Origin of the sequence: Kiloniella sp. EL199 (assembly GCF_900313065.1) — a bacterium.
GTDB lineage: Bacteria > Pseudomonadota > Alphaproteobacteria > Kiloniellales > Kiloniellaceae > Kiloniella.
Genome location: NZ_OMPU01000008.1, coordinates 283,215 through 307,446 on the forward strand (window position 1 = coordinate 283,215; position 24,232 = coordinate 307,446).

Consider the following 24,232-nt stretch of genomic DNA (forward strand, 5'->3'; position numbering starts at 1 on the left):
CCCTTATTAGCACATGATCATGTGTGCAGATGTTTTAAAATGTCTCAGGATCTAGTGACTGAATTGACCCCAAGCGCGATTAACTTGGAAATCAGTCGCAGGGTTAAAACGAATGGTTCAAAATTTTTTTAAAAAGATTGAATCATTGCCTGTAATTTATGGTGTAGAGAGGGCAATCCACTCTAAAGTACAGAAATTTTTAGGGTGTGGACTCAATTGATCCATAATTTCATTGAAAAGAGGTATAGCATATTTAAAAAGTTTGCTCCCTTTTTCTCAAATCGTGTTGCCAGCCGCCTCATATCTTTCATTTTACAGAAGAACCGTTCAACAATATTTCTCATAGCATAGAGATTTTTATCATGGGGAACGGGATTTTTGGCATTTCGTTTTGAGGGGATAACCGCCAAAGCACCTTCATCAGCGATATCCTGTCTGATTTTACCACTGCTGTAGGCTTTGTCGGCAACAATAGCCAGAGGCGGTACCTCCCAGTCCAGAAATTCAGGCATTAATTTACTATCGTGAACATGACCACCACTAATGGCAAGACGGACCGGGCGGCCTTTCTGATCTACAGCCACGTGAACTTTGCTTGTGCGACCTCCGCGTGAGCGGCCAATACCTTCCGCCAGTTCCCCTTTTTTGACCCGGCCGCTGCGCGGTGAGCCTTTACAATGGAGCCATCTATAAAAATCAAAGCGTCTTCACATTCTGTTGCCAGCGCATCAAAGATACCTTTCCAGATACCACGCTCACCCCAACGAACATAACGATTGTAAACCGTTGTGTGAGGGCCATAACGTTCCGGAAGACCACGCCAGGGTGCACCTGTGCGCAAGATATAGAAGATACCATTCAGAATAACACGGTCATCACGACGGGCTGGCCCGCGACCTTTCTTCGGTAGTAAAGGCTCAATAACCTGCCACTCTTCATCACTTAAATCAAATCGGGCCATGTAAAACTCCCTAAAACGAGAGCTATGAATCACAAAAAGTTATATTCTGCAAGACATTAAAATGGGTTCACACCCTAATTAAAAAGTTATAGGTTGAAATGTTCGCTCAACTCAAAAAATGCCGGGCATTCTAAAAATTCAGTAACAGGGAATATAATATCAAGTACAATAAATACTAAACAGGAAAAACAACATCTACTTGCACACCTGTTATGTCCTCTGGGTCGCTTAACAACACCTCGGCTCTATGAATTTCAGCAACACGTTTGACAATTGACATACCAAGACCAGAGCCTGTTTCTTCTTCTCCGGCACCACGAACAAACCGATCAAAGATATAATCCCGCATATAATCAGGTATCGGGCGTCCGGTATTTTTAATCCGTAATGTCAATTTTGAAGTATCAGAAAATACCTCAATGGAGATTACACCATTTTCAGAACAATACCGCACTGCATTATCTATCAGGTTGCGGCACAAGACACCAATTGCTGACGAAAGTCCTCTTAGATTGCACTGCTCGGGAAGGGATACCCTGAAATCAATATCTTTTTCACTTATTTTATTGCCAAGTTCTGCAGAAATATTCTGGATAACATGGCACAAATTGACATCCTTAAGTTTTTCTTGCGCTGTTTTCGGATCAAGTCGCGCAAGCGTTACTAGTTGCTCGACGGTATGTGTAGCCCTGTCAACTCTGAGAGAAATGGCTGCAAGACCTTCTTTTTGAACAGGATCATTCGTTTGGCGTTCTCTTAACTGTGCTTCAGACTTAATCGCTGCCAAAGGGGTTAGAAGTTCATGAGCAGCATTCGCCGTGAACTTTTTTTCACTTTCAAGCGATGTGTTCAATTCATTTTCATTTTGACGAATAATCTCATAACATAAATTAATTCTGTCTATTAATGGTTTGATTTCTATCGGGTTTTTATCAAACTTAATAGTTGAATTATCTCTATCTTCTTTAACTTCAATTTTATCAGAAGTTTCAATAATCGGGGCAATACTTTTTTTGATTCCAAAGAAAAGACCAATAAAGCTCAGAGGAAGAATGACAAAAATATAAGGAAAATTTTCACTAATAAAAATGAAGATAACCAAAGTAAAAGGAAAGATACCTTCAAAGGCAAGTTCCATGTCTTCGGTCGCAACAGCCCAGGCATTTTTTCCTTTAATTTTGGTGGCATAAGTCAACCATACAATGTCATCATCCTGCTCTTGATCAAAGAAAGAACTTGCCCCTTCCTGTGTTGGTTCGGGCATCATGGGACTGATATAGGATTTGATAATAACCTTACCGTTATACCAAATTTGATAACTACTATCGGAATCAAATCCAGCATCAACAAAATTTGGTGGTGTTTGGGCAACCTGTTCCAGCCATTTTGTTAAGGCAGGATCAGATTCATGAAAATAACTTAAGGGAAGGGCACTTGCCAAAATCTCACTTCTGATTTCAAGGGCGTCTTCAGTCAAGCTAATAATAAGACCTTTTAAGCCAAAGATAACCGTGGCAAAAACCAGTGCCCAAGTTAATGACGTAATTGAAAATGTAAAAAAATACAGCCGCCCTTTGACAGAAAAAAGCTTCATACACTTTCAACCTTATATCCCACACCACGCAGAGTAGAAATTATATCCGACCCAAGTCGCTTCCTTAATCTCGATATTTGAGCCTCGATTGCATTGGGTGTAACACAGTTATCCCAAGTATAGGCGTATTCTTCCAATTGAGATTTAGAGACGTAACGCCCGGCGTTTTCCATTAGCTTTTTCAGAATAATAAACTCGGTCTTAGACAATTGAATTTCTGTGTCGTTTAGTTTGACTTCGTGCCGATCTGGACACAAGCTTAATTGACCTATGGTGATTATACTTGACACACGAACTTCCCGTCGCCGTCCTAAAGAACGAAGTCGCGCAAAAAGCTCGTCCAGATCAAAGGGTTTGGTCAGGTAATCATCTGCGCCACTATCAAGACCTTCAATTTTTTCCGAAGTCGCGGTTCGCGCCGTTAACATAAGTACTGGTAGTGTAATACCTTTGTTCCTTGCTTCTTTCAGAAAATCAATGCCCTGTTGATCAGGCAGCATCCAATCAAGAATAATCAGGTCAAAAACACTAACATCCAGTGCGAGAGAGGCGTCTTCTGCTGACTTAACCCATTCGCAAACACTTCCGTCATGATGCAGTGCTCGTTCCAGTGTCGCACCCAGTTGCGGATCATCTTCTACAAGTAATACTTTCATGCTTTAACTTTCTCACGCTGAGTTTGGCACACCTGAGTTGGAATGGATGACCTTGATTTATCATCTTTAAAACCATTCTTTAAGAATGAGATAATCCGAGAGATATCAAGACCTATTTCATAAAGGGAAGGGATTAATAACAAGGTAACAAACGTGGCGAGTACAACACCAAAAGCCAGGGATATAGCCATAGGAATAACAAACTGAGCCTGATAGCTTGTTTCGAATAAAATTGGCAACAACCCGAGAAACGTTGTCAAGGATGTCAACACGATTGGACGAAATCGCGAAATACTTCCATGTAAAATAGCCACAGAACTCATTACGCCCTTTTGTTTTAGTTTATTTATCTGATCAATGAGAACCAAATTATCGTTAATAACGACACCTGCAGCGGCCAGAACACCCATTATTGAAAAAGCATTTACCTCAAGACCAAAGAGGCTATGGCCTAAAATAGCACCAACCAGACCAAATGGAACAGCTGTTAAAATAACAAAAGGCAACAGATAAGAATTACTCCCAATGGCCAAGATGGCATAGATGACAAAAAAGAAAATAACATACAGGCGTAATGATTCTGAAAGGAACTCGCCTTCCTCTTCAGCATCACCATCCAGCTTGTAACTGAAATTTGGGTACTCACTGCGGATATCTTCAAGGTAAAGATCATTAATCACACCCAACAGTTCGAAACGTGTCCACTGATCTTCATCAAAGTTAACATTGACTGTTGCTATTTGCTGCCCGTTAATACGTTCAATATAACCTGGTGTTTTAGTATCCCTTAGCTTGGCAACACTCGCGAATGGAACCAAACTTTTCTGATCCAGGATTTTCACGGGAAAATCTTCAACATTTTCGATATAAAGTCGCTCACTTTCCGGGAGACGTAAATTAACATCCATAGTTTCCATAACCCCGGGCAGTCGATCTACACGTGTACCGTAAAAAGCTTCAGAGAGTTGGTTACTAATACTACTTACGTTTGCGCCAAACCGCATGCCTTCGGGCAAAAGATCAATGAGAAACTCTTTTTGCTCTGTTCCTTGTGTAACTGTAAAATTATTGACACCACGCGTCATGAGCAACTTTTGTTTCAAAGCATTAATATGTAATGTTATTTGCTCGGAAGTTGCTCCGAAAATTTTCAATGAAATACTATTGGCATCACCATTTTCACTCGAAGAGAAATTAATTTTTTTTGCATTGGAAATTACCCCAAGCTCCTTTTGCCATTTCGCTTCGATTTCTTCCACTGGGATGGTTTTCAGGGCGTCAGAATCAAGCTCTACCAACATGTAGATATCATTATCGGCTATAAATGATGCTCTGTTTTTTATAAGTGTAGATAATGAAACATCATTTTCCTGGGCATTGTCAAAATCAGATATAATTGCGGGCAGAACAGCCTCGAAAGATTGTTCAAGCTGCAACATTGTATCCAGCATTTCTTCTGCCGTCGTTCCGCGGTTCATTGAAATAGATGTAATAATTTGCCCTTCGACCATATTTGGGAAAAGTTGCATGGGAACTTTTCCCGATATCACTAATCCAGCAGATAGAACGGCAATAGATAGAAAGATTGACAGGGTAAAATAACGCCAGACAACTGCTCTTTTAATCAAAGGCCGATAAATCATCATAATAACCACACGCAATCCCTTTTGAAATTGCCTGCGTGGCATTTTGATAATGTGGCTAAATCGACTGTCACTCCCGGGGCGAAACGTGACCAGATGACAGGGTAAGATCAGAAGTGATTCTACGAGTGAGAAACAAAGAACAGCAACAATGATAAAAGAGATGTCAAAAAGAAAACTGCCAATAATACTTTTGAACATTAGACCGGGGACAGCGGCAGCAATCGTCGTTAATACGCCAAGAAAAACAGGTTTCCATACATCTTTTACGCCTAAAAAGGCTGACTTTGTGCCTGGTCCATTTTTCTGTTGTCTGTTGTAAACACTTTCGCCAACAACAATAGCATCATCAACAACAACCCCCAGAATCAATAAGAAAGCAAACGTCGACAGATGGTTGAGAGAAATATCAAACGCGGGGAGAAGCCAGATTCCACCGGTAAAGGAAATAACAATCCCGGTACAAACCCAAAATGCGAGTTTGAGATTCAGAAAAAGGATCAAGACGATAAATACCAAGCACAAACCAACGAGAGCATTATCCAGTAACATGGTTAAACGTTGGGCAATATCCTTACTGTCATCCAACCAGATAGTAATACCAACATTTTGGGGTAATCTGTTTTTTATCTCGGAAATTTTACGTCCGATTTCGTCCCTTACACCAAGAAGATCCTGTCCTTCTGAGATAAAAATCTCTAATCCAGATGCATTTTCACCGTTAAAACGGCTAATAAAGTTTATATTTTTGCGGTCAAATTTTATCTCGGCAATCTCACCCAAAAGGATCTTTTCACCTGTCTTTTTGTTTACGACAGAAATGTATTCAAAATCATCCGGGTGATAAGCTCTTTCGTTTCCACGAATAGATATTTGATTGCTGCCGTGTCCAATAGAACCTGCCGGTACATTTACCGAAGCAACAGAAATTGCATTTGATATATCTTTAAGGGTGAGGCCTGTTCGTCTCAAATCATCAGAAGATATTTCGATTGATATTTTACGCTTCGGCGCAGAAAAAAGCTTTACATCGCTCGCGCTGGTTTCACTTATAAGTTTATTTTTTACCTGTTCACCAATACGGGTCAGGGCTTCCAAGTCAACATTTCCATGAATTGCGATATCCAGAATGCGGTCTTTATCTTTTGTTTCTGTTATTTGGGGACGTTCAATTCCTTTGGGTAAAGATCCAAGAGAATCAATTTTTCTTTTAATTTCAGATACTTTCTCATCAACATCTACATCAGAGTAAAAAAAGACCGTTGTTGTCCCGATTTCTTCAACCGCAAAAGAATATATATTTTTTATGCCTTCTATGCTTTTGAGCGCATTTTCTACAGGTATAGAAATATTACGGGCAATAATTTCAGGCGTTGCACCGTCGTATTCGATCATTACATCAACAGCATTTAACTTCACAGGGGGAAATATTTGCGTTTTAAGGTCAAAACTGGCGACGATCCCCCCCAGCAAGATAACAGCCATCAAAAGGTTGCTGGTTACTGGGTTTTTGACAAACCAGTGAAGTATTTTATTCATTGATTACAACTACCTGATTGTTGCTGTTATCAAGATCGGGATTAATATCAGCTAAATTTTTGATAGAATCTAATTTGCTAACGGCACCGTTGGAATTCGTTCGAATCTTCATCCCTTCAACAAAGATTTCTGGTGGCTGTGTCAAAATTTTTGTTGGTAGTTTTATATCTGCCGAAAAATAAATCTGCGCCATATCTTTGTGATGAATATCGATTTTAAACTGACGAACAAAATCGTTATGGTCCACCACGAGAATACTATCTCGCATGTAAAGAGCACTCGCAGGAATCCGATACATATTTGATATGGCTTCAGACTTTATTTCGGCAAAAACAAAGGTACCCGATAACAATGGATCCAATGCAGACTTTTCCTCTGAGCTAACATTGGCAATCAACATGTATTGATTGGTTTGTTTTTGGATTTCTTTTTCCATTCCAATAACCTGTCCAACCCAATGTAAAGTATTTTTTCTTTGCGGATCTCTTATAAGGATCGTTTTTGATTGAATATTTTTTTCAGTGAATGAGAGACTATCCAATTGGCGGCGAGTTACAGGTAACCTGACTTCCAGCAATCGATCAGAAAAGAACTTCGCTACATTTGTACCTGAAGAAACATATTGCCCAACAGCAGACATCTTTTCCCTTATAGTCCCCGCATAGGGTGCGACAATTGTCGTTCTCGAAAGGGCTAACAACGCTTTCTTCTGTTCTGACTTTGCCGCCTCTAAATTTGCCTTTGCTTCATTCAACTGAGGAATTCTGAGGGTTAAGGGAGAGGGGGACCCTTTACCATATTTTTTCCACTCTAATTTTGCGAGTTTTGATTCAGCTTGTTCCTTGATCAGCTTCTGTTTAGCACTCGCTACATTGGCCTTAGCTGTTGCGAGGGATAGTTCATAATCACGCGCGTCAATTTGAAAGAGAAAATCACCCTTTTCAAAGCGATCACCAACCTTTAGGTCATTTGCTGTTTTTGTAATAACACCAGAAACTTGTGCAGTTAAAGTTGTCTCAAATTTTGGATGCACAACACCTTGGGTTTTAATGGTAAATTGTTTTTGTTTCTCGACGATATTATAGGTCGATAACTTTGGTAATTCTGGTTGTTTAGATACCTCGGCAATAACCGGTTTCTCATCCTTGATCAAAACGAAGGTTATAAAGATTGATACTGTCAAAACCAGAATTGGAAAAATCAGCTTTAACAACAAAATCGTTGTCTTTTTATGCGATAGATCAAAGGACATCACAAATTCCCGTTATCTTCTGATAATTCTGTATCAGGTTGCATAATTTTTTGCAGCGGTGTGTTATACCCGCCAAGGGCCAGATAAAGATTTACCCGTGATAAAAGTCTCTGTTTTCGAATATTAATCAGTCGTGATTTACTCACAAAAAACCTTTGTTGAGCTTGCAACAAATCCAAAATAGGGATCAAACCGCTATAATACTTTTGCCTTGAAAGGCTTTGACCTTGTTCGGCCATCAAAGAAGCGCGGCTTAATTCGTCCTCTTGTTGTTTAAGGTGAACTTCGTCTCCAAGATAGTTTTCAACCTCATCAAACGCCTTCAGGGCCGTTTTTACGTACTCAGCAATTGTTTCGTCTTCAATCGCCTTATTCTGTGCGATAACAGCTCGGCGCTGCCCTCCGTCGTAAATAGGTTGAATAATGTTACCTGCGATAGATGCGACAAGACTGTAGGGGTCGAAAACATCACTCAGCTTTCTATTTTGATAACTTGTACTCTGTGTGAGAGATAGCCTGGGTAATCGGTTTGCTTCTGCGGCATTCAGGTTATGATGTGCTGCTATAATCTTCTGTTCTGCAATTAAAAGATCAGGACGATGCACCAACAAATCAGACGGAATACCAGCAGTAAAATCCGTTACAATTTTGGGGAACTCTTTAGAGCCTTGAATTTTTCCAGAAGGGTACCTTCCCAAAATTAATTCTAATTTCCTAATAGCTTGAGACCGCTCCTTAATTCTTGATGTTAATGTTGCATCTGAATTTGCAAGATCTGTTTCGACGAGACGCAGATCAAGAATTGATCCGACCCCCTGTTGATATCTATCTTGCGTTCGCGCCACAATTTCAATCAAATTGCTTCTCTCCTGGCGCGAAATATCTAACTGTTTTTCCAGAGCAATAAGCTCAATCCATTGCAAGACAATACGCGTTGCAACTGACAATTCAGCAAATTCAACATCACGTTGTTTTTGTAATAATGCGCTATAAGAGGCTTGTGATTCAGCTTCTAAACGCCCCCAAACATCTATCTCCCAGGAAATCCTGGCTTCGGCCTTGAAAGAGTTCTCATAATTCTTAATTCGTTCGCCACTGAGGCCTTTTGCCGAGCTTTTTGTTCTGCTGGCATCCCCAAAGAGATCAATCTTGGGGAAGAGAGCAGATTCAGAGACTTCATACTGTGCAATTTGTTGTTCCAAACGTGCTCTTGCTGACTTTAACTCTGGATTGTTTTTTATTCCCTCAACAATAAATTCACTAACTTGTTTGTGAAAATCCGGCGTAAACCATGTTTCAGAAACAGAAATAACAGAACTTTTATTAACCCCAGCGTTCCGTTGAGAAGACCATTGGTCAGTAATCTTTGGCAAAGTGGCCTTATAATCAGGTAGATCAGTTGAAATAACACACCCTTGCACGGCAATGACACTCATTGCCGAAACAAGTCGGAAAAAATGAATTTTAGAAAAACCAAGCCAACACATGGGCTCAAGATATAACCTAAGCCTGACAGAACACTGACAATAGAAGCGCACGACTTAAGTCAATGTTTTGTTAAAAACTCTAGGCAGTATAGGGAAAAATGCAGACCTGTCTTATCTGGATTTCACGTAACGTCCTGGTGCTGGTTCGATTATTTCTAAAACCGCCCCCTTAGATGTTTTCGCACCAGGCACTCTTGCCGGAATTAATTTTCCACTTCTCTTTTTTGCCCATTTAGCCCAGTGAGACCACCATGACCCGGGATGCTCTTTTGCAGCTTCAAACCACTTTTCAGGGTCGCTTGGGGTTTCAGAATTAATCCAGTGAGAATATTTTTTAGCAGCAGGCGGATTTATTATCCCGGCAATATGGCCAGATGCAGCAAGAACAAACTCTTTCTCACCTGAAAAATGCTGTGTGTTGGCATATGTCGATTTCCAGGGAGCGATATGATCTTCTTTTGCTGAGATCATAAAGCTTGGAACGGTTATTTTACCCAAATCAATAGGTACACCGTCTAATGTGATGCCACCGGGCTCGACCAGTTTATTATCCAGATACATGTTTCGAAGATAAAAAGAATGCATTTTTGCTGGCATTCTCGTTGTATCGGAATTCCAGTAAAGCAAATCAAAAGGAAAGGGGGTTTTACCAAGTAAATAGTTGTTCACAACAAAAGACCAGATAAGATCATTTGCCCGCAGCATATTAAAGGTCGTTCCCATTTCAGCCCCATCAAGATACCCTCGATCCGACATTTTCTTTTCAAGAACTTCCATCTGCTCTTCGTCAATGAAAACTCTGAGTTCACCCGCTTCAGCAAAATCAGTCATTGTGACAAAGAACGTACCACTCTTGATCCGCGTATCTTTCTTTTCGGCCATATAAGCCAGCGTAGAAGCCAGAAGAGTTCCCCCCAAACAATAACCGATAGCATTAACCCCTTTGGTATCTGTTGCTTCTTCAATGATATCAAGTGCGGCGAGGGGGCCACGGAGCATATAATCCTCAAAAGAGTAGTGCGCTAAACTTTCATCAGGGTTCACCCAGGAAATCATGAAAACGGTAAAGCCCTGATCCACAGCCCATTTTACAAATGAATTTTTAGCTTTGAGATCCAGAATATAAAATTTATTGATCCAGGGAGGAATGATCATAAGAGGACGAGAATAGACTTTCTCTGTCGTTGGTGCATATTGAATAAGCTGCATCAGCTCATTTTCGTATATAACACTACCTTCTGATGTTGCGATGTTTTCGCCCAGAGCAAAAGCATCTTCATCCGTCATCTTAATGCGACCTTTTTCCAAGTCAGAAATCAGATTTTCCAACCCTTGCAACAAATTCTTGCCGCCAGTTTCTGCCGTTGCTCTTAAAATCTGGGGGTTTGTCATTAGGAAATTACTCGGAGAGAGCGCATCCAAGAATTGTTTTGTATAGAAATCAACCTTGCGTGCATCTGTCTCACTCAGACCACTAATATCGTTAACCGAATTGTGAATCGTGGTTGCTGTTAAAAGATAAGATTGTTTAAGGAAGTTAAAAAATGGATTTTCTTCCCAAGCCTCATCCTGAAAACGTCGATCACCTCTTTTCTTGCTCTGTGGTGATTGTGTTTCAGAAAGCGATTCTTTTGCAGTATTTGATTTATTTTCAGAGGGTTTATATGCAGGGTTTAAAAAATTATTCGATGCTTCCAGCCAGAGAGAATTATACCCCTGCCATAAGTCAGTTTGAAGTTTGATTGCTTTTTCTGGATCAGACCAGAATTGTTGAGACAATTCCCAAAATGCTTTGCCAATCCGCATGGGATCAGGCTCATTATCTAGCGTTTGCTCGCTTTGTTTCATCAAAAAGCGTTCAATCATTGCTTGAGATTTCTCAGAAATTGCTGTCATTGTTTCAGTAATTTCTGAGGGGTCAGGTAGCTTTATTCCCTCGGGGTGTTGATCGACCATCCAGCCTTCCCTATGATCTGTTTAGTCTTTTTAAGAATAGTGTATCGCCTTGTAGCTCTTTCAATGCTATACACCCATTGTTACAGCTGTAAGCGTAAAGAACAACAAGTGAGGTCAATTTCGTTGCTATGTACATCTGGTCAGTTGTAATTTTGGTGTATGTGTATCGATTTATTTGACAGTTGCATGGGGGAACGGTCTCTAGTTATGACCAAGGACAATTATATGCCTGAGTTGAAAAAACGTAGTGTATACCACTTTGGAGGTAAAGGTCGCATTTTAGGAGCACTTGTGCTTCCGCTAGTACTTGTAGCCTGCTCTTCAACACCAGACTGGGCGAACCCGGTGGCCTGGTTTGAACGTGATGAACCTGAACAACCAACACAGGTAACAAACGCCGAAAATGTCGTCCCCGCCGAGGGCTTCCCGAATCTTTCAAGTGTGCCTGGCGAATCTCCACAAACAACATCAGGTGATTACAGAACCCAAGTTGCCGAAGGTTTGATCGCAGACCGTAATAACGCAGAATACAGTGATCAACCATTAACGGCCAGATCCACGCTGGTTCCTGCAGCTCCGCCACCTTCTGTACCGCAAGCACCTCAAACAGTACAGGCAGCACCTGCGCCTATTGTTCCAGGTACAGTTCCTGCTTCACCCCAGGCCACGACTGGTGCGACATCTCAAACAGCTGTCATTTCATCTCAAGGTGCAGCTTTGCCGCCCGCATTTCCAAACGGTGCACCAGCTTATGCACAAGTTCAGTACACTGGACCGCAATATAATACACCAAGTTGGGGGTCACCCTATGCGCGGCAGGGATATATTCAAGGTTATACAGGCCAGGTATATGGTTCGCCTTATGCGGCATATCCTGGTGGGCAGCTTGTTGCTGTCATTTATTTCTCGCACGGATCATCAAACTTGAACAATCAGGATATTCAGGTCATTCGGGACGTCGCAGCATTATACGGACAACGCGGTGGTGCCATTACTGTACTTGGACATTCAAGTTCTAGAACGCAGCTGACTGATGCACTACGGCACCAGCAAGTCAATTATGAAATTTCCGGACGTCGTGCCGAGGTTGTCACACGAGCCCTACAAAACTCTGGTGTTCCTGCGCGTCAGATTATTACAGATGCCCGTTCTGACAGTAACCCTGTTTTCCACGAGTTCATGCCCACGGGCGAGGCAGGAAACAGACGTGTGGAAATATATGTAAACTAAGCAAATTACCCAGAGAAATTTTTGATAAATTTTTCAAGGGAAAAACACATAAAACATTGGTCACGAGGCTGGTATTCTGCTATCTGCTTCGTGGCCTTTTTTATAGGGCTATTCGCCTTGGCTATAGAGTAGAAAGGAATAGCTTTCTTATTCTGGCCAAATAAAGATAACCCAACAATTTCGAGTTGAGAATGGATCAGGAATTTCACCGTATAAAACGTTTGCCGCCTTATGTATTTGCTGAAGTTAATACATTGAAAGCAGCGGCACGAGCGGCGAAAAGGGATATTATCGATTTTGGTATGGGAAACCCTGATCAACCCCCACCACAACATGTTATTGATAAACTGACTGATGTTGTCCAAAATCCAAGAGTACACGGATATTCTACGTCTCGTGGTATTCCTGGTTTAAGAAAAGCAATATCTGCTTATTATGACCGACGTTTTGGGGTTGATGTTGATCCGGAAACAGAAACCATTGTTACGCTAGGTTCAAAAGAAGGTCTTGCCAATCTGGCACAGGCAATCACCAGCCCGGGCGACATCATTTTGGCGCCTAACCCAAGTTATCCAATCCACGCTTTTGGGTTTATCATTGCCGGTGCTGCCATCAGATCTATGCCGATGACACAGGGCGGGAAGATTATGGAGCAGCTGGAAATTGCTGTTCGACATTCTGTTCCCAAACCTTTGGCTATTATCCTGAACTATCCGTCAAACCCCACTGCCGAAGTGAAGGATCTGGATTTTTACGCTGAGATTGTTGATTTTTGCCGCAAGCATGAAATCTATATTATTTCAGATTTGGCTTATGCTGAGGTTTACTTTAATGACACACCTCCTCCATCAATTCTTCAGGTTCCCGGTGCGAAAGACATTGCTGTAGAGTTTTTGTCTATGAGCAAAACCTATTCAATGGCTGGGTGGCGTGTTGGATTCTGCTCAGGAAATAAAAAACTTGTCGCAGCTCTTACTCGGGTTAAATCCTATGTTGATTATGGTGCCTTTACACCAGTTCAGGTCGCTGCCGTATCTGCCCTCAATGGTCCACAGGAATGCATTGGTGAAATGCGTGATCGTTATCGTGGCCGCCGCGATGTTTTGATAAAAGGCCTTAGTGCAGCAGGATGGAATGTACCAAGCCCCCCTGCGACAATGTTTGCCTGGGCTCCTTTGCCAAAAGAGTTTTCTCACCTTGGGTCAATGGAATTTTCCAAGTTATTATTGGAACATGCTAATGTAGCGGTTGCTCCCGGTGTCGGTTTTGGCGAGTATGGCGAAGGTTATGTCAGGTTGGGACTCGTAGAAAACGAACAACGTACGCGTCAGGCTGTTAAAAATGTGAAGGCCATGATGCAGAGAAAAGACAGTATTCTTGAACAAATTAGTAAGCGGAAATAAATCGTGAGTGGACCCCTTAAGATTGCGATCGCCGGGTTAGGTACCGTTGGTACCGGAACCGTCAAACTTATTCAGGATAATCTGAATGTCCTGGCTCAACGCACGGGACGCGAAATGTCTATTGTCGCTGTATCAGCACGCAGCCGTAAAAATCGCGATTTTGATATGAGCGACATGACCTACTATGACAACGCAGTAGATATGGCCGAAAATTGTGATGCTGATGTTCTCATGGAATTGATTGGCGGTTCCGAGGGGATTGCGAAAGATGTTGTTGAAATATCAATAGCCAAAGGCCGTCACGTTATTACTGCGAACAAAGCTTTGTTGGCGCATCACGGGACAGAACTCGCCAAGCAAGCTGAAGAATCGGGTGTTGCTCTAGCTTACGAAGCTGCGGTTGCAGGTGGGATTCCGGTGATTAAGGGGCTTCGTGAAGGGCTTGCCGCCAATTCTTTTGATCTCGTGTACGGTATCCTAAATGGTACCTGTAACTTTATTCTGACAAATATGCGTGAAACAGGACGCAATTTCGACGAAGTTCTTTTTGAGGCTCAAGAACTTGGTTATGCCGAAGCAGATCCAAGTTTTGACGTCGATGGTGTTGATGCTGCTCATAAACTATCACTGTTAAGTTCTTTATCATTTGGGACGGAAGTTGACTTCAATGCTGTTTATATTGAAGGCATTAGAAACATCTCTGCACTTGATATTATAAATGCAGAAGAGTTGGGATACCGCATCAAGCTCCTTGGTATTGCACGAAAAACTGAACATGGTATTGACCAACGTGTTCATCCCTGTATGGTTGCCAAAGACCAACCGATTGCCTCTGTTGAAGGTGTTTTGAACGCAGTCGTCTGTAACGGAAACCATGTTGGAACCACAATGTTTGAAGGCGCAGGGGCAGGTGGCGGACCAACTGCGTCAGCAGTTGTTGCCGATCTCGTAGACATTGCGCGCGGTACCATCCTGCCAACTTTCGGCGTTCCGGCTAACGCACTTGAAAAACCAATCGCCCAGCCTGTAGAAAAACGCGAAGGTTCCTATTACCTGCGTTTACAGGTCGAAGACCGTCCAGGTGTAATTGCGGATATATCCCACATCCTCAAGGATGAAGATATTTCTGTGAAGTCGCTCATTCAGCATGAATCCAATCCGGGAAAATCTGTTCCACTTGTGATTACAACACAGGCAACAGTGGAAACAGCTATGAACAGATCACTTGAAAAAATCTCGCAACTAGATTGCGTACTTGAAAAACCAAACATGATCCGGATCGTTTCTCTTTAAAGAACGATTTGAAAGTAATAAAACCGTTCATTATTGAACGATATCAAAGTCAGAGGACAAAGATATGGAACGTAACCTGGCCCTAGAGACCGTACGTGTCACAGAAGCTGCCGCATTGGCTTCTTCCCGCCTTATGGGGCGGGGGGATGAGAAAGCAGCTGACCAAGCTGCTGTGAATGCTATGCGCGACGCCCTGAATGGATTGGCGATTGACGGCACTGTCGTTATCGGCGAAGGCGAACGTGATGAAGCCCCAATGCTTTATATTGGCGAGAAAGTCGGAAAGGGCGGACCAGGCATTGATATTGCGCTGGATCCCTTGGAAGGTACAACACTAACAGCCAAAGGCGGCCCTAATGCGATGTGTGTTATTGCTATGGCTGAATCTGGAAACTTCTTGAATGCACCCGATACCTATATGGATAAAATTGCAGTTGGTGCCGGATTGCCAGAAGGCGTTGTTGACCTTGACGAGACAGTTGTAAATAACCTGTCCAATCTGGCAAAAGCAAAGAAAACAGATATCAGTGATCTGGTTGTTTGTATTATGGATCGCCCGCGTCACGAAGAGAAAATCGCACAAGTTCGTGAATGCGGTGCCCGTATTGTTCTTATCGGCGATGGCGATGTTGCAGGTGCTTTGGCAACCAGCCGTTTTGATAGTGGTATAGATTTGTTTATGGGGGCAGGTGGCGCACCAGAAGGTGTTCTCGCTGCTGCGGCACTTCGTTGTACAGGTGGTCAATTCCAAGGCCGCTTACTCTTTAGAAATGATGATGAAGTTGCCCGTGCACGTCGCTGGGGTATTGAGGATCTCGACCGTAAATATGAGATCAACGAACTTGCTAAGGGCGATGTCATGTTTGTTGCTACTGGCGTGACAGACGGAAGTCTTCTTCGCGGGGTACGCCGTTACCAAGGAGGTGCAACAACACAGTCTATTGTGATGCGTTCCAAAACCGGAACATCACGTGTAGTTGATGCAACACACAACTTTTACCGTAAAACATGGTATGACAATCTGGGTGTTTAATACTTTATCAGACAAACCAAAAAACAAGAGGCGTCGCATTGGCGCCTCTTGTTTTTTATGGGGAGCCCGGTAGTCTAAGCACGTAGGCTATCTCTACACCTTTTTTAATCACTTCTAATTGGTCGGTTTATTATTATGCAGGGCAAAGAACAGGATACTTTGCGAGATACTTTTTTGGGTATTGAAAGCTCCATTACTGGAAAGCGCTGGGAAGAGCGTTTAAAGGACCAACGTTCTGCCCTTGCTCTCAGTCAACGTTTGGGAATGCCTGAAATTATTGGCAGATTACTAGCCGCCCGTGGCGTCACCCAGGATACAGCCGAAGCATTCTTGAAACCAACTCTTAAAGATTGGCTACCTGACCCATCCGTTCTAAAGGGAATGGACGATACAACAGCACGACTTCTTAAAGCTTTGGAGCAAAAAGAAAAAATTGCTGTTTTTGGAGATTACGATGTAGATGGAGCAACTTCCTCTGCACTTCTTATACGTTACTTTAATGCACTTGGTGTTGAAATTGTCGTACACATTCCAGACAGAGTAAGTGAAGGTTACGGTCCCAATCTTTCTGCATTGTTAAATTTGCAGCAACAAGGGTGCTCTCTTGTTATCACGGTAGATTGCGGAACATCAGCCTTTGAAGCTCTTGAAGGTGCAAAACAAGCGGACCTTGATATCCTGATCATCGATCACCACGAAGCCGAAGCACTGCTACCACCCGCCGTTGCTGTTGTGAACCCAAACAGACAGGACGAAACACGAGAATATGGCTCCCTTGCTGCAGTCGGGGTAGTTTTTCTTGTCCTTGTCGCCTTGAACCGACACTTGAGAGAAACAGGATGGCTCAATAATAAAAATATCAAAGAGCCAAACCTTATGTCTCTTCTGGATCTTGTTGCTTTGGGAACCGTTTGTGATGTTGTCCCTCTATCTGGTCTGAACAGAGCCTATGTTAGTCAAGGTGTCAAAGTTCTGGCCAAACGACATAACCCTGGAATTGTAGCGCTGTCAGATGTTGCCAAGCTTTCTGAGAAACCTGATAGCGGACATCTGGGCTATACATTGGGTCCCCGTGTAAATGCAGGAGGGCGCGTTGGTCAATCATGGCTTGGTGCGAAGTTACTTTCCACAGAAAATGCAGACGAAGCATTAAAAATTGCCTCACAGCTTGAAGAGTATAATTCAGAGCGTAAAACAATCGAAACCGATGTTCTTGATCAGGCACTGGGAACAATCGGTGATGAAACAAAATTAAAAGGTATTGCCATTGCAGCAGGTGAGGGGTGGCACCCCGGTGTTATTGGCATCGTCGCCAGTCGCCTCAAGGATCGTTACAATATACCATCCCTTGTTATTGCCTTTGATGAAAAGGGTATTGGCAAAGGATCTGGCCGCTCTGTCCCCGGCGTTGACCTTGGGGCTGCGGTCATTGCTGCACGCCAAGCTGGTCTGCTTGAAAATGGAGGCGGCCATGCCATGGCAGCTGGCTTAACTGTTCTTGAGGAAAATTACAGAGAACTCTGTAACTTCTTATCAGAACGCCTATCCAAAGCTTTATCTGAAGTTTCCTATACGCCTAGCATAGGCATAGACGGCGCCCTTCAACCCGGCGGAGCCAGTACTGATCTTATCGACTTACTAGATTCATGCGGCCCTTTTGGTGTTGGCAATCCTCAACCAAGATTCGTTTTGCCTTCTGTTCGTGTTTTACGTCCGGGTCTCGTTGGAGAAAGCCACGTCAGATGTATTTTAAGCGGCTCTGATGGCCAAACGATCAAGGGTATAGCCTTTCGATCGCTTGACAACGAGTTGGGACAGCTGCTTTTGAATACCGGGGGAGTGCCCATCCATGTATGCGGTAAACTAAAACGTGATACCTGGTCCGGGCCAGATGGTGTACAAATAATTATAGAAGACGCAGCACCAATAAACGGATAAGATAACAGAATGAAACAGTCGGTTTTTTCTTCCAGATGCTATTCTTTTAATTATTTTCATTCCCTAGGCAGAATAGTTTCTGCCTTTTTTTTAACTGTTTTGATCACATCCGTTTTTTCCCCGACAAAAAAGCTCCATGCGCAAGAAGCTGTCCAAGTTGATCTGGAACTGGTTCTTGCCGTTGATGCCTCTACAAGCGTTTCTGCACAAGAATTTGATTTGCAGATGCGTGGCATAGCCCAAGCTTTTAGAGATCCTTCTGTCGTACAAGCCATTGCCGTTGCCGGGGATCGCGGTGTGGCAGTTGCCGTTATCCAGTGGGCAAACAATCTGCTTCAAAAAGTTGCAGTGGATTGGTTCTTAATTCGTGATGAGCAAAGCGCCGCCGAATTTGCTGATATTGTAGATGAAACCCCTAGGTATATTTTTGGCGGGGGTACCTCTATTGGCGGAGCGATCACCTATTCAACACGCCAAATGGAAATCAACCCCTTCATAGGTGCACGTAAAGTTATCGATATTTCCGGAGATGGGCGGTCCAATCAGGGCGCCCCACCGGAACTTGTTCGCAATCAATCTACAACTCAGGGCATTGTGATTAATGGTTTGACCATTAACAATGAAGATCCCTTTATTGATCGTTATTATGAAAAATTTGTTATTGGCGGCACAGGGGCCTTTGTTCAGACTGCAACTACCTACGAAGATTTCGGCGCTGCGATGAAAGAAAAGTTGATCAAAGAAATCGGTGGTGTGCCCGTTGCGAAAAAAGCCCATGTAATCAAGCTCGCGAGCCAATAATCTAGGCTTAATAAAAAAAAAGATTACAGAATCGAAAATACCTACTTGCCAAGGGTCTCTGAAATCGGTAAATCCTTGCTCACCGAAAGATGACCCCTTCGTCTAGAGGCCTAGGACACCGCCCTTTCACGGCGGCAACACGGGTTCGAATCCCGTAGGGGTCGCCATTCGTTTCAAAGTCGCTTGTCAGCGGCTTTTTTGATTCTTGTGTTAAATTTTCATCCAGATATCTTTTCATTGGATTATCAATAACCTATCTTGCTGAAATTAAATTCTGAATTTATGTTTTCTAGAGCTTTTCAGAGAAAAGTTAAAAAAACGAACTTTATGTGAAAAAGGTACTTGCCAAGGGTCTCTGAAATCGGTAAATCCTTGCTCACCGAAAGATGACCCCTTCGTCTAGAGGCCTAGGACACCGCCCTTTCACGGCGGCAACACGGGTTCGAATCCCGTAGGGGTCGCCATTCGGCTCAAAGCCGCTTGTCAGCGGCTTTTTTAATTGAACAATAATTTCAACTATATCCGTTTAGATAAAATTATCCCTAAATTGAGGACAGCTGAACATTTTATATTCAATATAATTGTGTCAGATAAGAACAATAGCCCTTAAGATAAAGCAAAAATCACAAACGCTTAACTTAGTATTTCTAGAAGTCTCCTGAAGCACATTGCAGACATACAATCCCTTCGGCTCGCCAAGCTTCAACAACAGAACTCCTATCATCAATAACTATCCAAGGCTTAAGACCGTCTGCGCGCATCTCTGCCAATGCATGACGTTTCACTTCGGGATCGCTGGCCTCGTCCTGATCAGCAGGTCTAAGGTAGATCCCATCAAAAGGAAGGTCATATTTGCGCAACCAGGTAATTGTGTGCTCAGCCCAACCTTTGGGGCGCCCAGAGCAAATGATAATGGTTTCGCCGCTTTCTTTTAGTCGCCGCAGTAATTTGGCAACAGGAATAATAAGGGGAGCATTGGCCATTGCTAAGTGAAATTCGTCCCAGTGTTTTTCTACCCCATGCACCAGATGCCCCAATTTTTCTTCGTCAAACTCCGCCAGGGTCCCATCAACATCAAATACAACGCAGGGGATTAAATCTGTTGCTGTCATTGTGGTTTCTCCTCGATTTTATGGGCAGACCTGTGGAAGAGGATCGGGGCGGCATTGAGGGGGCGATCTCCGACAGTGCCAGAAGTCCAAAGCACACGAACTGCTCGAATGACTCCTGAATGGCATACAATTACAGGGTAAGAACTTCCGGATATGACACATATTTCGGATATGGCATGATGTACTCGCGCCAACATAGCTGGCCAGCTTTCGCCCTCATCCGGAGTATCTTCACGGGTGGACAACTCACTAAGATTACGGCCCTCAAATATGCCCCAGTTACGTTCCATAATACCGTCGTGAATCTTAAAATCATACCCGGGAAAAGCCAACTGACAAGTGTCTTGTGCACGTGTCAGTGGACTTGAGAATAATGCAATTCTATCAGGCCATGTGTGTTCAGCCAAAGTCTGTGCTTGATATCTCCCAAGTGCGCTCAACGGCACATCAGTGATACCTGCGATGATGCTATTTGCATTAGCTATGGTTTCGCCGTGACGGATTAAATAAAAGCTTTTAACAGGAAGGGAGTTGAGGATCATAGCCGGACAGGATCATGCATAAAAACCTCAACGCCCAAATTTTCAATAAGATAGTCTTCCGGTTGGGCGCAGAAGGCTGGTGCAAAGCGTCTTGCACCAAGGTGTTTAAGCATTTTAATTTGATCGCGTAATGGTGGATGGACGTTCCAACGCTGGAAATATCCGCCAGGCACGCTGCAAATGCCGCGTGCGTGAGCCGTCATATGACCAGTGAAAACAACATGTGCATCATGACCAAGCCGCCCGCTTTCATGCCATGCTCTTACATATCCCCAAGCCGCGCCACCATCGGCATTAGGCGTATCACAAATAAGAAAACGGGCTTGTTCCATGGGACTGCGTTCTAAAAGTGGTGCAATTTCTTGCACATGCCCGCCGAGGCTCGGGGTTAACAATGCTGCGCGTAAAATGTTCTGACATTCAGGATCTAACATCACATTTGTTATTCCGTAACGCTTGATCATAAATAGTGCTATCTCGCCCGCACGACCTGTCGGGGGAACTGGTAAAAGCACCTGACCTTCGAGACTGTCCAGTAGTCTATTAAACTCTGCAAAACGAACAGATTGAGGGACATTATCTAGATGATAAGAACAGTCGAGAATAGCGGTTGCAGCTGCTGGGGGTAGATCAAAGGGAAACCAGTCGGATTCCTCAGACCAGTCACCTGAATAAAATAATCCATCCCCCATATCAAAATGCATCCAAACGCCGCCCAAAGCATGCCCATTACGACCTGTTGTCAGACGCACGCCGTCAATAATGCTTTCACCCTGTTCAGGAAGAATATGGACCACAGCAGCTGGTGGCAAGGCTTTGGCTGTTTGAGCCGTCGCATGAATGGGCAGACCTGCCTCAACAACATGAGATGCACCCCCAATATGATCAACATGATCATGGCTTATAAAAACAGCATCAACCTCATCAAGCCATGTAGGGGCAAACTGTGCATGGGCTTCTGGGCCAAAGCCACAATCAAGCAACCAACGCTGACTACCTGTGTTCAGTTGTATACAGGCGGGACCTTTGTCTCCGATACCAGAGAGTATTCTTACACTTTGCATTTATTCCTCGTAAAACGCCCAAGGAGTGGAGATGGTCAAGCCGAGCTGAACGCCAACATCGAATTTGGCTCGCGTTTCCGCCAACAATCGTGTGCCGCAATCAGACACTGTTTCCAAAAGATATTTCCCACCCAAATAAGTGACGCGCGCAACCTTTGCGCGAAAGTCTCCTGTTTCAGATATTGTTAAATTTTCGGGTCGGAGGCAGACGTGACTGGGGCTGTCATGATTACTTTGTACTTTAATTCGCTTACCCAGCACATGACCGTGGGCCAAGGAGTCCATTTTCTCAACACCGAACACCGGAACAACAGTACCCAGACCAACAAACTCCGCTACAAATCGATTCTTCGGTCGCTCATAAAGATTTTGCGGTGTGTCGAATTGTTGAATACGACCATTATCCATAACTGCAATACGGTCCGCCATGGCCATGGCCTCTGCCTGATCATGGGTGACATAAACCATTGTTGCGCGAGTTCGTTTGTGGAAATCTGTAAACACAGCCTGCATGGAAGCGCGTAGCGCAACGTCCAAATTTGCCAGCGGTTCATCCAGCAGTACTGCATCTGGGTTAGAGACAAGACAACGTGCCAGTGCAACCCGCTGCCTTTGGCCGCCCGACAGTTCTGATGGCATCCGGTCAGCATAGGCTTCAAGCCCTGTAGTGTTCAGTGCTGCATCTGTTAGTTTCAGGATCTCTTTCTTGGAAAATCTTCGAATTTCCAAGGGGTAGGACACATTGCGACGCACGGTCATATGAGGCCAGAGCGCATAAGACTGGAATACAAACCCCATATTGCGCTCTTCAGGAGGTACCATTACCCCTTTATGGCCATCGGCAATATCACGCGTACCAATACGAATTTGACCTTTGCTGGGCATTTCAAATCCCGCCAGCAACCGAAGAAGTGTGGTTTTGCCGCAACCCGACGGCCCAAGAAGGGCAATAAACTCTCCATCCTCAAATCGGGTGGTGATGTCTTGCAGCGCGGGCGTACCCGAGAATACTTTGTTAACGGACAATAGTGTTATGTCTGCCATGGGACTATTCCTTTGGGTAAGTGGCGAGATAAGAGTTGAACCACTGCCATTAGCAGCATGACGACCATAACAATTGTCATTGACAGAGCGCTGGCCATGACGTTCTCTCCGCTATCATCTAAATTAAAAATCACCACACCTAATGTCTCTGTTCCCGAAGACCACAAGAGCGCTGATACAGTCAGTTCATTGAATGCCGTGAGAAAAACAAGGATTGCCCCAGCAGCAGCAGCTGGGGCTGATAGTGGCACGATTACATCTCGCAGGCGTTGGTACAGTGATGCACCAATGGACTGCGCTGCTTCACCCATTGCGGGATCGAGTTGCTTGATGCTGGCTTGAATGGGACGAAACATGATCGAAAAAAAACGAGCCAGATAAGCAAGGAAAATAATCCAAATTGTTCCATAAAGCGTGGCCTCGGTGAAGGGTAGATTAATAAGTAAAAGGATCATCGCAATGGACAACACGACACCGGGTAGTGCATAGGGCAGATCAAGTAAACTGTCGAACAGACGAGAAAGTCGTATCGGGTTACGTGCCATCAGCCACGCCAATGGCAAGCACAGGATCATCAGAACAAACGCCGTCCCAAAAGCCAGAGAAAAAGAATTCACAAAAGCCCGCGCTGAGACAGGTTGGCGAAACAGCACCTCCCACCATGAGGTCAGGGTTATTGTATCAAAGCTTAAGGGCACACCATAAGCAGGCACCAACGATGTCGTCATTAAGCCAAGCATTGGTAAAACAAGGATTATGCAAACAACACCCCATAACAAAATTTCTATTGGCAAGCGCGCGGCTCCTAAGGGGATTGCCAGTGGGCGAGATGTTGAACCTACAAGATAAATTTTTTGCCGCGTCTGGAAAAATCGCTGCGCCAGAATGCCAATCACAGCAACAACACTAATCAACATCGCCAGAACCGCGACCTCAGCCAACACACTTGTGCCAAGCCCTGCAAGTTTTTGATAAATCAATGCCGGTAATGTTATATAGCCCGCTGGAATACCAAGCATCGCTGGAATACCAAAGTTACCAAGAGCAGTAACAAATGTGATTGCGGTACCGGCAGCAAGGCTTGGCAAGGTTAGAGGCATAACCACTTGCCACCATGTCCGCAGCCCGTGTGCACCACTGATCCGCGCAGCTTCTACGACTTCTTGCGGGATAGCACGTAGTCCCGCACGTGTAGTTAGGAAAATGATCGACATATGCTGAATACCCAACAGCAGGATGATTCCCTCGACTGAGTAGAGTGGTTGGGGTGATCCAAGTGGAGGGGCAAGGCCTAATGCCTTCAGTAGAACGGAAGAAGGTCCCGTAATTTGGGTCCATGACAGTGCTGTGATTTGAGGCGGAATCATCATCGGAATCATCAAGCAAAAAACCAGTATAGCCTTGGCTCGCAAGTCGGTTAACGCGACAAGAAATGCAAAGGCCGCACCCAGGATCAAAGACACCAGCGTACCGAAAGCAGCCGTAATCAGAGAATATTTTAGTGCGTTCAGTGTTGATGGTTTTGCAAGAATTTCACTTGCCAATGATAGTCCTAACGTACCCTGATTAGTCGTCAGCCCTTCTATAAACAGACGTAGAACAGGGGATAATGTTAAACAAATAGCAGTGACAAGAATAACCGATAGCAGCCGACTTTCAGATCGATTGCTTCCGTTTTGCATTG

The 24,232-nt window shown here is 43.9% G+C and carries 17 protein-coding genes, 2 tRNA genes and 1 pseudogene; 8 read left to right on the top strand and 12 right to left on the bottom strand.

All coding sequences use genetic code 11. The annotated features are described in order from the left end of the window. Positions 1 to 212 precede the first annotated feature (212 nt). The 7 genes and pseudogenes from D9A03_RS20260 to D9A03_RS07960 all read right to left on the bottom strand — a co-directional run bounded on the left by D9A03_RS20260 (position 213) and on the right by D9A03_RS07960 (position 11,088). Positions 213 to 961 (bottom strand): annotated as a pseudogene (locus D9A03_RS20260) (IS5 family transposase). 175 nt (positions 962 to 1,136) lie between these two features. Then, positions 1,137 to 2,555 carry a HAMP domain-containing sensor histidine kinase gene (locus D9A03_RS07935; protein WP_120496661.1) on the bottom strand — a complete coding sequence of 473 codons (1,419 nt, stop codon included), beginning with the start codon at positions 2,553 to 2,555 and terminating at the stop codon, positions 1,137 to 1,139. Continuing rightward, positions 2,552 to 3,211: a response regulator transcription factor gene (locus tag D9A03_RS07940; protein WP_120496662.1), complete on the bottom strand. Its 660-nt coding sequence runs from the start codon at positions 3,209 to 3,211 to the stop codon at positions 2,552 to 2,554. The genes D9A03_RS07935 and D9A03_RS07940 overlap by 4 nt, the downstream gene beginning before the upstream one ends. Further along, entirely contained in the window at positions 3,208 to 6,393 is a 3,186-nt protein-coding gene (locus D9A03_RS07945; protein ID WP_120496663.1) for an efflux RND transporter permease subunit, read from the bottom strand. The genes D9A03_RS07940 and D9A03_RS07945 overlap by 4 nt, the downstream gene beginning before the upstream one ends. Continuing rightward, entirely contained in the window at positions 6,386 to 7,645 is a 1,260-nt protein-coding gene (locus D9A03_RS07950; protein ID WP_120496664.1) for an efflux RND transporter periplasmic adaptor subunit, read from the bottom strand. Before D9A03_RS07950 ends, D9A03_RS07945 begins: the two co-directional genes overlap by 8 nt. Continuing rightward, complete coding sequence (locus tag D9A03_RS07955) at positions 7,645 to 9,081, bottom strand: efflux transporter outer membrane subunit (protein ID WP_162938030.1); 1,437 nt, start codon at positions 9,079 to 9,081, stop codon at positions 7,645 to 7,647. Before D9A03_RS07955 ends, D9A03_RS07950 begins: the two co-directional genes overlap by 1 nt. A gap of 162 nt (positions 9,082 to 9,243) precedes the next feature. Then, the gene (locus tag D9A03_RS07960; RefSeq protein ID WP_120496666.1) at positions 9,244 to 11,088 is read right to left on the bottom strand and encodes an alpha/beta hydrolase; all 1,845 of its coding nucleotides are present in this window, start codon (positions 11,086 to 11,088) and stop codon (positions 9,244 to 9,246) included. A 225-nt stretch (positions 11,089 to 11,313) separates the two neighbouring features. Between D9A03_RS07960 and D9A03_RS07965 the strand changes: the two genes are divergently transcribed. From D9A03_RS07965 to D9A03_RS08000, 8 genes are all read left to right on the top strand, one after another. Next, positions 11,314 to 12,318 (top strand): OmpA family protein, encoded by a 1,005-nt coding sequence (locus D9A03_RS07965; RefSeq protein ID WP_162938031.1) that lies wholly within the window; start codon positions 11,314 to 11,316, stop codon positions 12,316 to 12,318. 191 nt (positions 12,319 to 12,509) lie between these two features. Continuing rightward, positions 12,510 to 13,721 carry an LL-diaminopimelate aminotransferase gene (locus D9A03_RS07970; protein ID WP_120496668.1) on the top strand — a complete coding sequence of 404 codons (1,212 nt, stop codon included), beginning with the start codon at positions 12,510 to 12,512 and terminating at the stop codon, positions 13,719 to 13,721. Positions 13,722 to 13,724: 3 nt separating this feature from the next. After that, on the top strand, positions 13,725 to 15,014 hold the full coding sequence (locus D9A03_RS07975; RefSeq protein ID WP_120496669.1) for a homoserine dehydrogenase: 1,290 nt from the start codon (positions 13,725 to 13,727) through the stop codon (positions 15,012 to 15,014). Positions 15,015 to 15,078: 64 nt separating this feature from the next. Continuing rightward, complete coding sequence (glpX, locus tag D9A03_RS07980; RefSeq protein ID WP_120496670.1) at positions 15,079 to 16,047, top strand: class II fructose-bisphosphatase; 969 nt, start codon at positions 15,079 to 15,081, stop codon at positions 16,045 to 16,047. 135 nt (positions 16,048 to 16,182) lie between these two features. Then, on the top strand, positions 16,183 to 17,985 hold the full coding sequence (gene recJ, locus D9A03_RS07985) for a single-stranded-DNA-specific exonuclease RecJ (RefSeq protein WP_120496671.1): 1,803 nt from the start codon (positions 16,183 to 16,185) through the stop codon (positions 17,983 to 17,985). Between the two features lie 9 nt (positions 17,986 to 17,994). Continuing rightward, positions 17,995 to 18,786 carry a DUF1194 domain-containing protein gene (locus D9A03_RS07990; protein WP_120496672.1) on the top strand — a complete coding sequence of 264 codons (792 nt, stop codon included), beginning with the start codon at positions 17,995 to 17,997 and terminating at the stop codon, positions 18,784 to 18,786. Between the two features lie 91 nt (positions 18,787 to 18,877). Then, a tRNA-Glu gene (locus tag D9A03_RS07995) sits at positions 18,878 to 18,953 on the top strand. 221 nt (positions 18,954 to 19,174) lie between these two features. Then, positions 19,175 to 19,250, top strand: a tRNA-Glu gene (locus D9A03_RS08000). Positions 19,251 to 19,433: 183 nt separating this feature from the next. Here the strand turns inward: D9A03_RS08000 and D9A03_RS08005 are convergent. Genes D9A03_RS08005 through D9A03_RS08025 form a run of 5 tightly spaced genes read right to left on the bottom strand, consistent with a single transcriptional unit; the run spans position 19,434 to position 24,230 of the window. Then, the gene (locus D9A03_RS08005) at positions 19,434 to 19,898 is read right to left on the bottom strand and encodes an HAD family acid phosphatase (protein WP_120496673.1); all 465 of its coding nucleotides are present in this window, start codon (positions 19,896 to 19,898) and stop codon (positions 19,434 to 19,436) included. Further along, positions 19,895 to 20,440, bottom strand: a complete 546-nt coding sequence (locus tag D9A03_RS08010; RefSeq protein ID WP_120496674.1) for a histidine phosphatase family protein — start codon at positions 20,438 to 20,440, stop codon at positions 19,895 to 19,897. The genes D9A03_RS08005 and D9A03_RS08010 overlap by 4 nt, the downstream gene beginning before the upstream one ends. After that, positions 20,437 to 21,504 (bottom strand): MBL fold metallo-hydrolase, encoded by a 1,068-nt coding sequence (locus tag D9A03_RS08015; protein WP_174233639.1) that lies wholly within the window; start codon positions 21,502 to 21,504, stop codon positions 20,437 to 20,439. The genes D9A03_RS08010 and D9A03_RS08015 overlap by 4 nt, the downstream gene beginning before the upstream one ends. Next, the gene (locus D9A03_RS08020) at positions 21,505 to 22,548 is read right to left on the bottom strand and encodes an ABC transporter ATP-binding protein (RefSeq protein WP_120496675.1); all 1,044 of its coding nucleotides are present in this window, start codon (positions 22,546 to 22,548) and stop codon (positions 21,505 to 21,507) included. Then, positions 22,536 to 24,230, bottom strand: coding sequence for an iron ABC transporter permease (locus tag D9A03_RS08025; protein ID WP_216825410.1), 1,695 nt, complete (start codon positions 24,228 to 24,230; stop codon positions 22,536 to 22,538). The genes D9A03_RS08020 and D9A03_RS08025 overlap by 13 nt, the downstream gene beginning before the upstream one ends. Positions 24,231 to 24,232 lie beyond the last annotated feature (2 nt).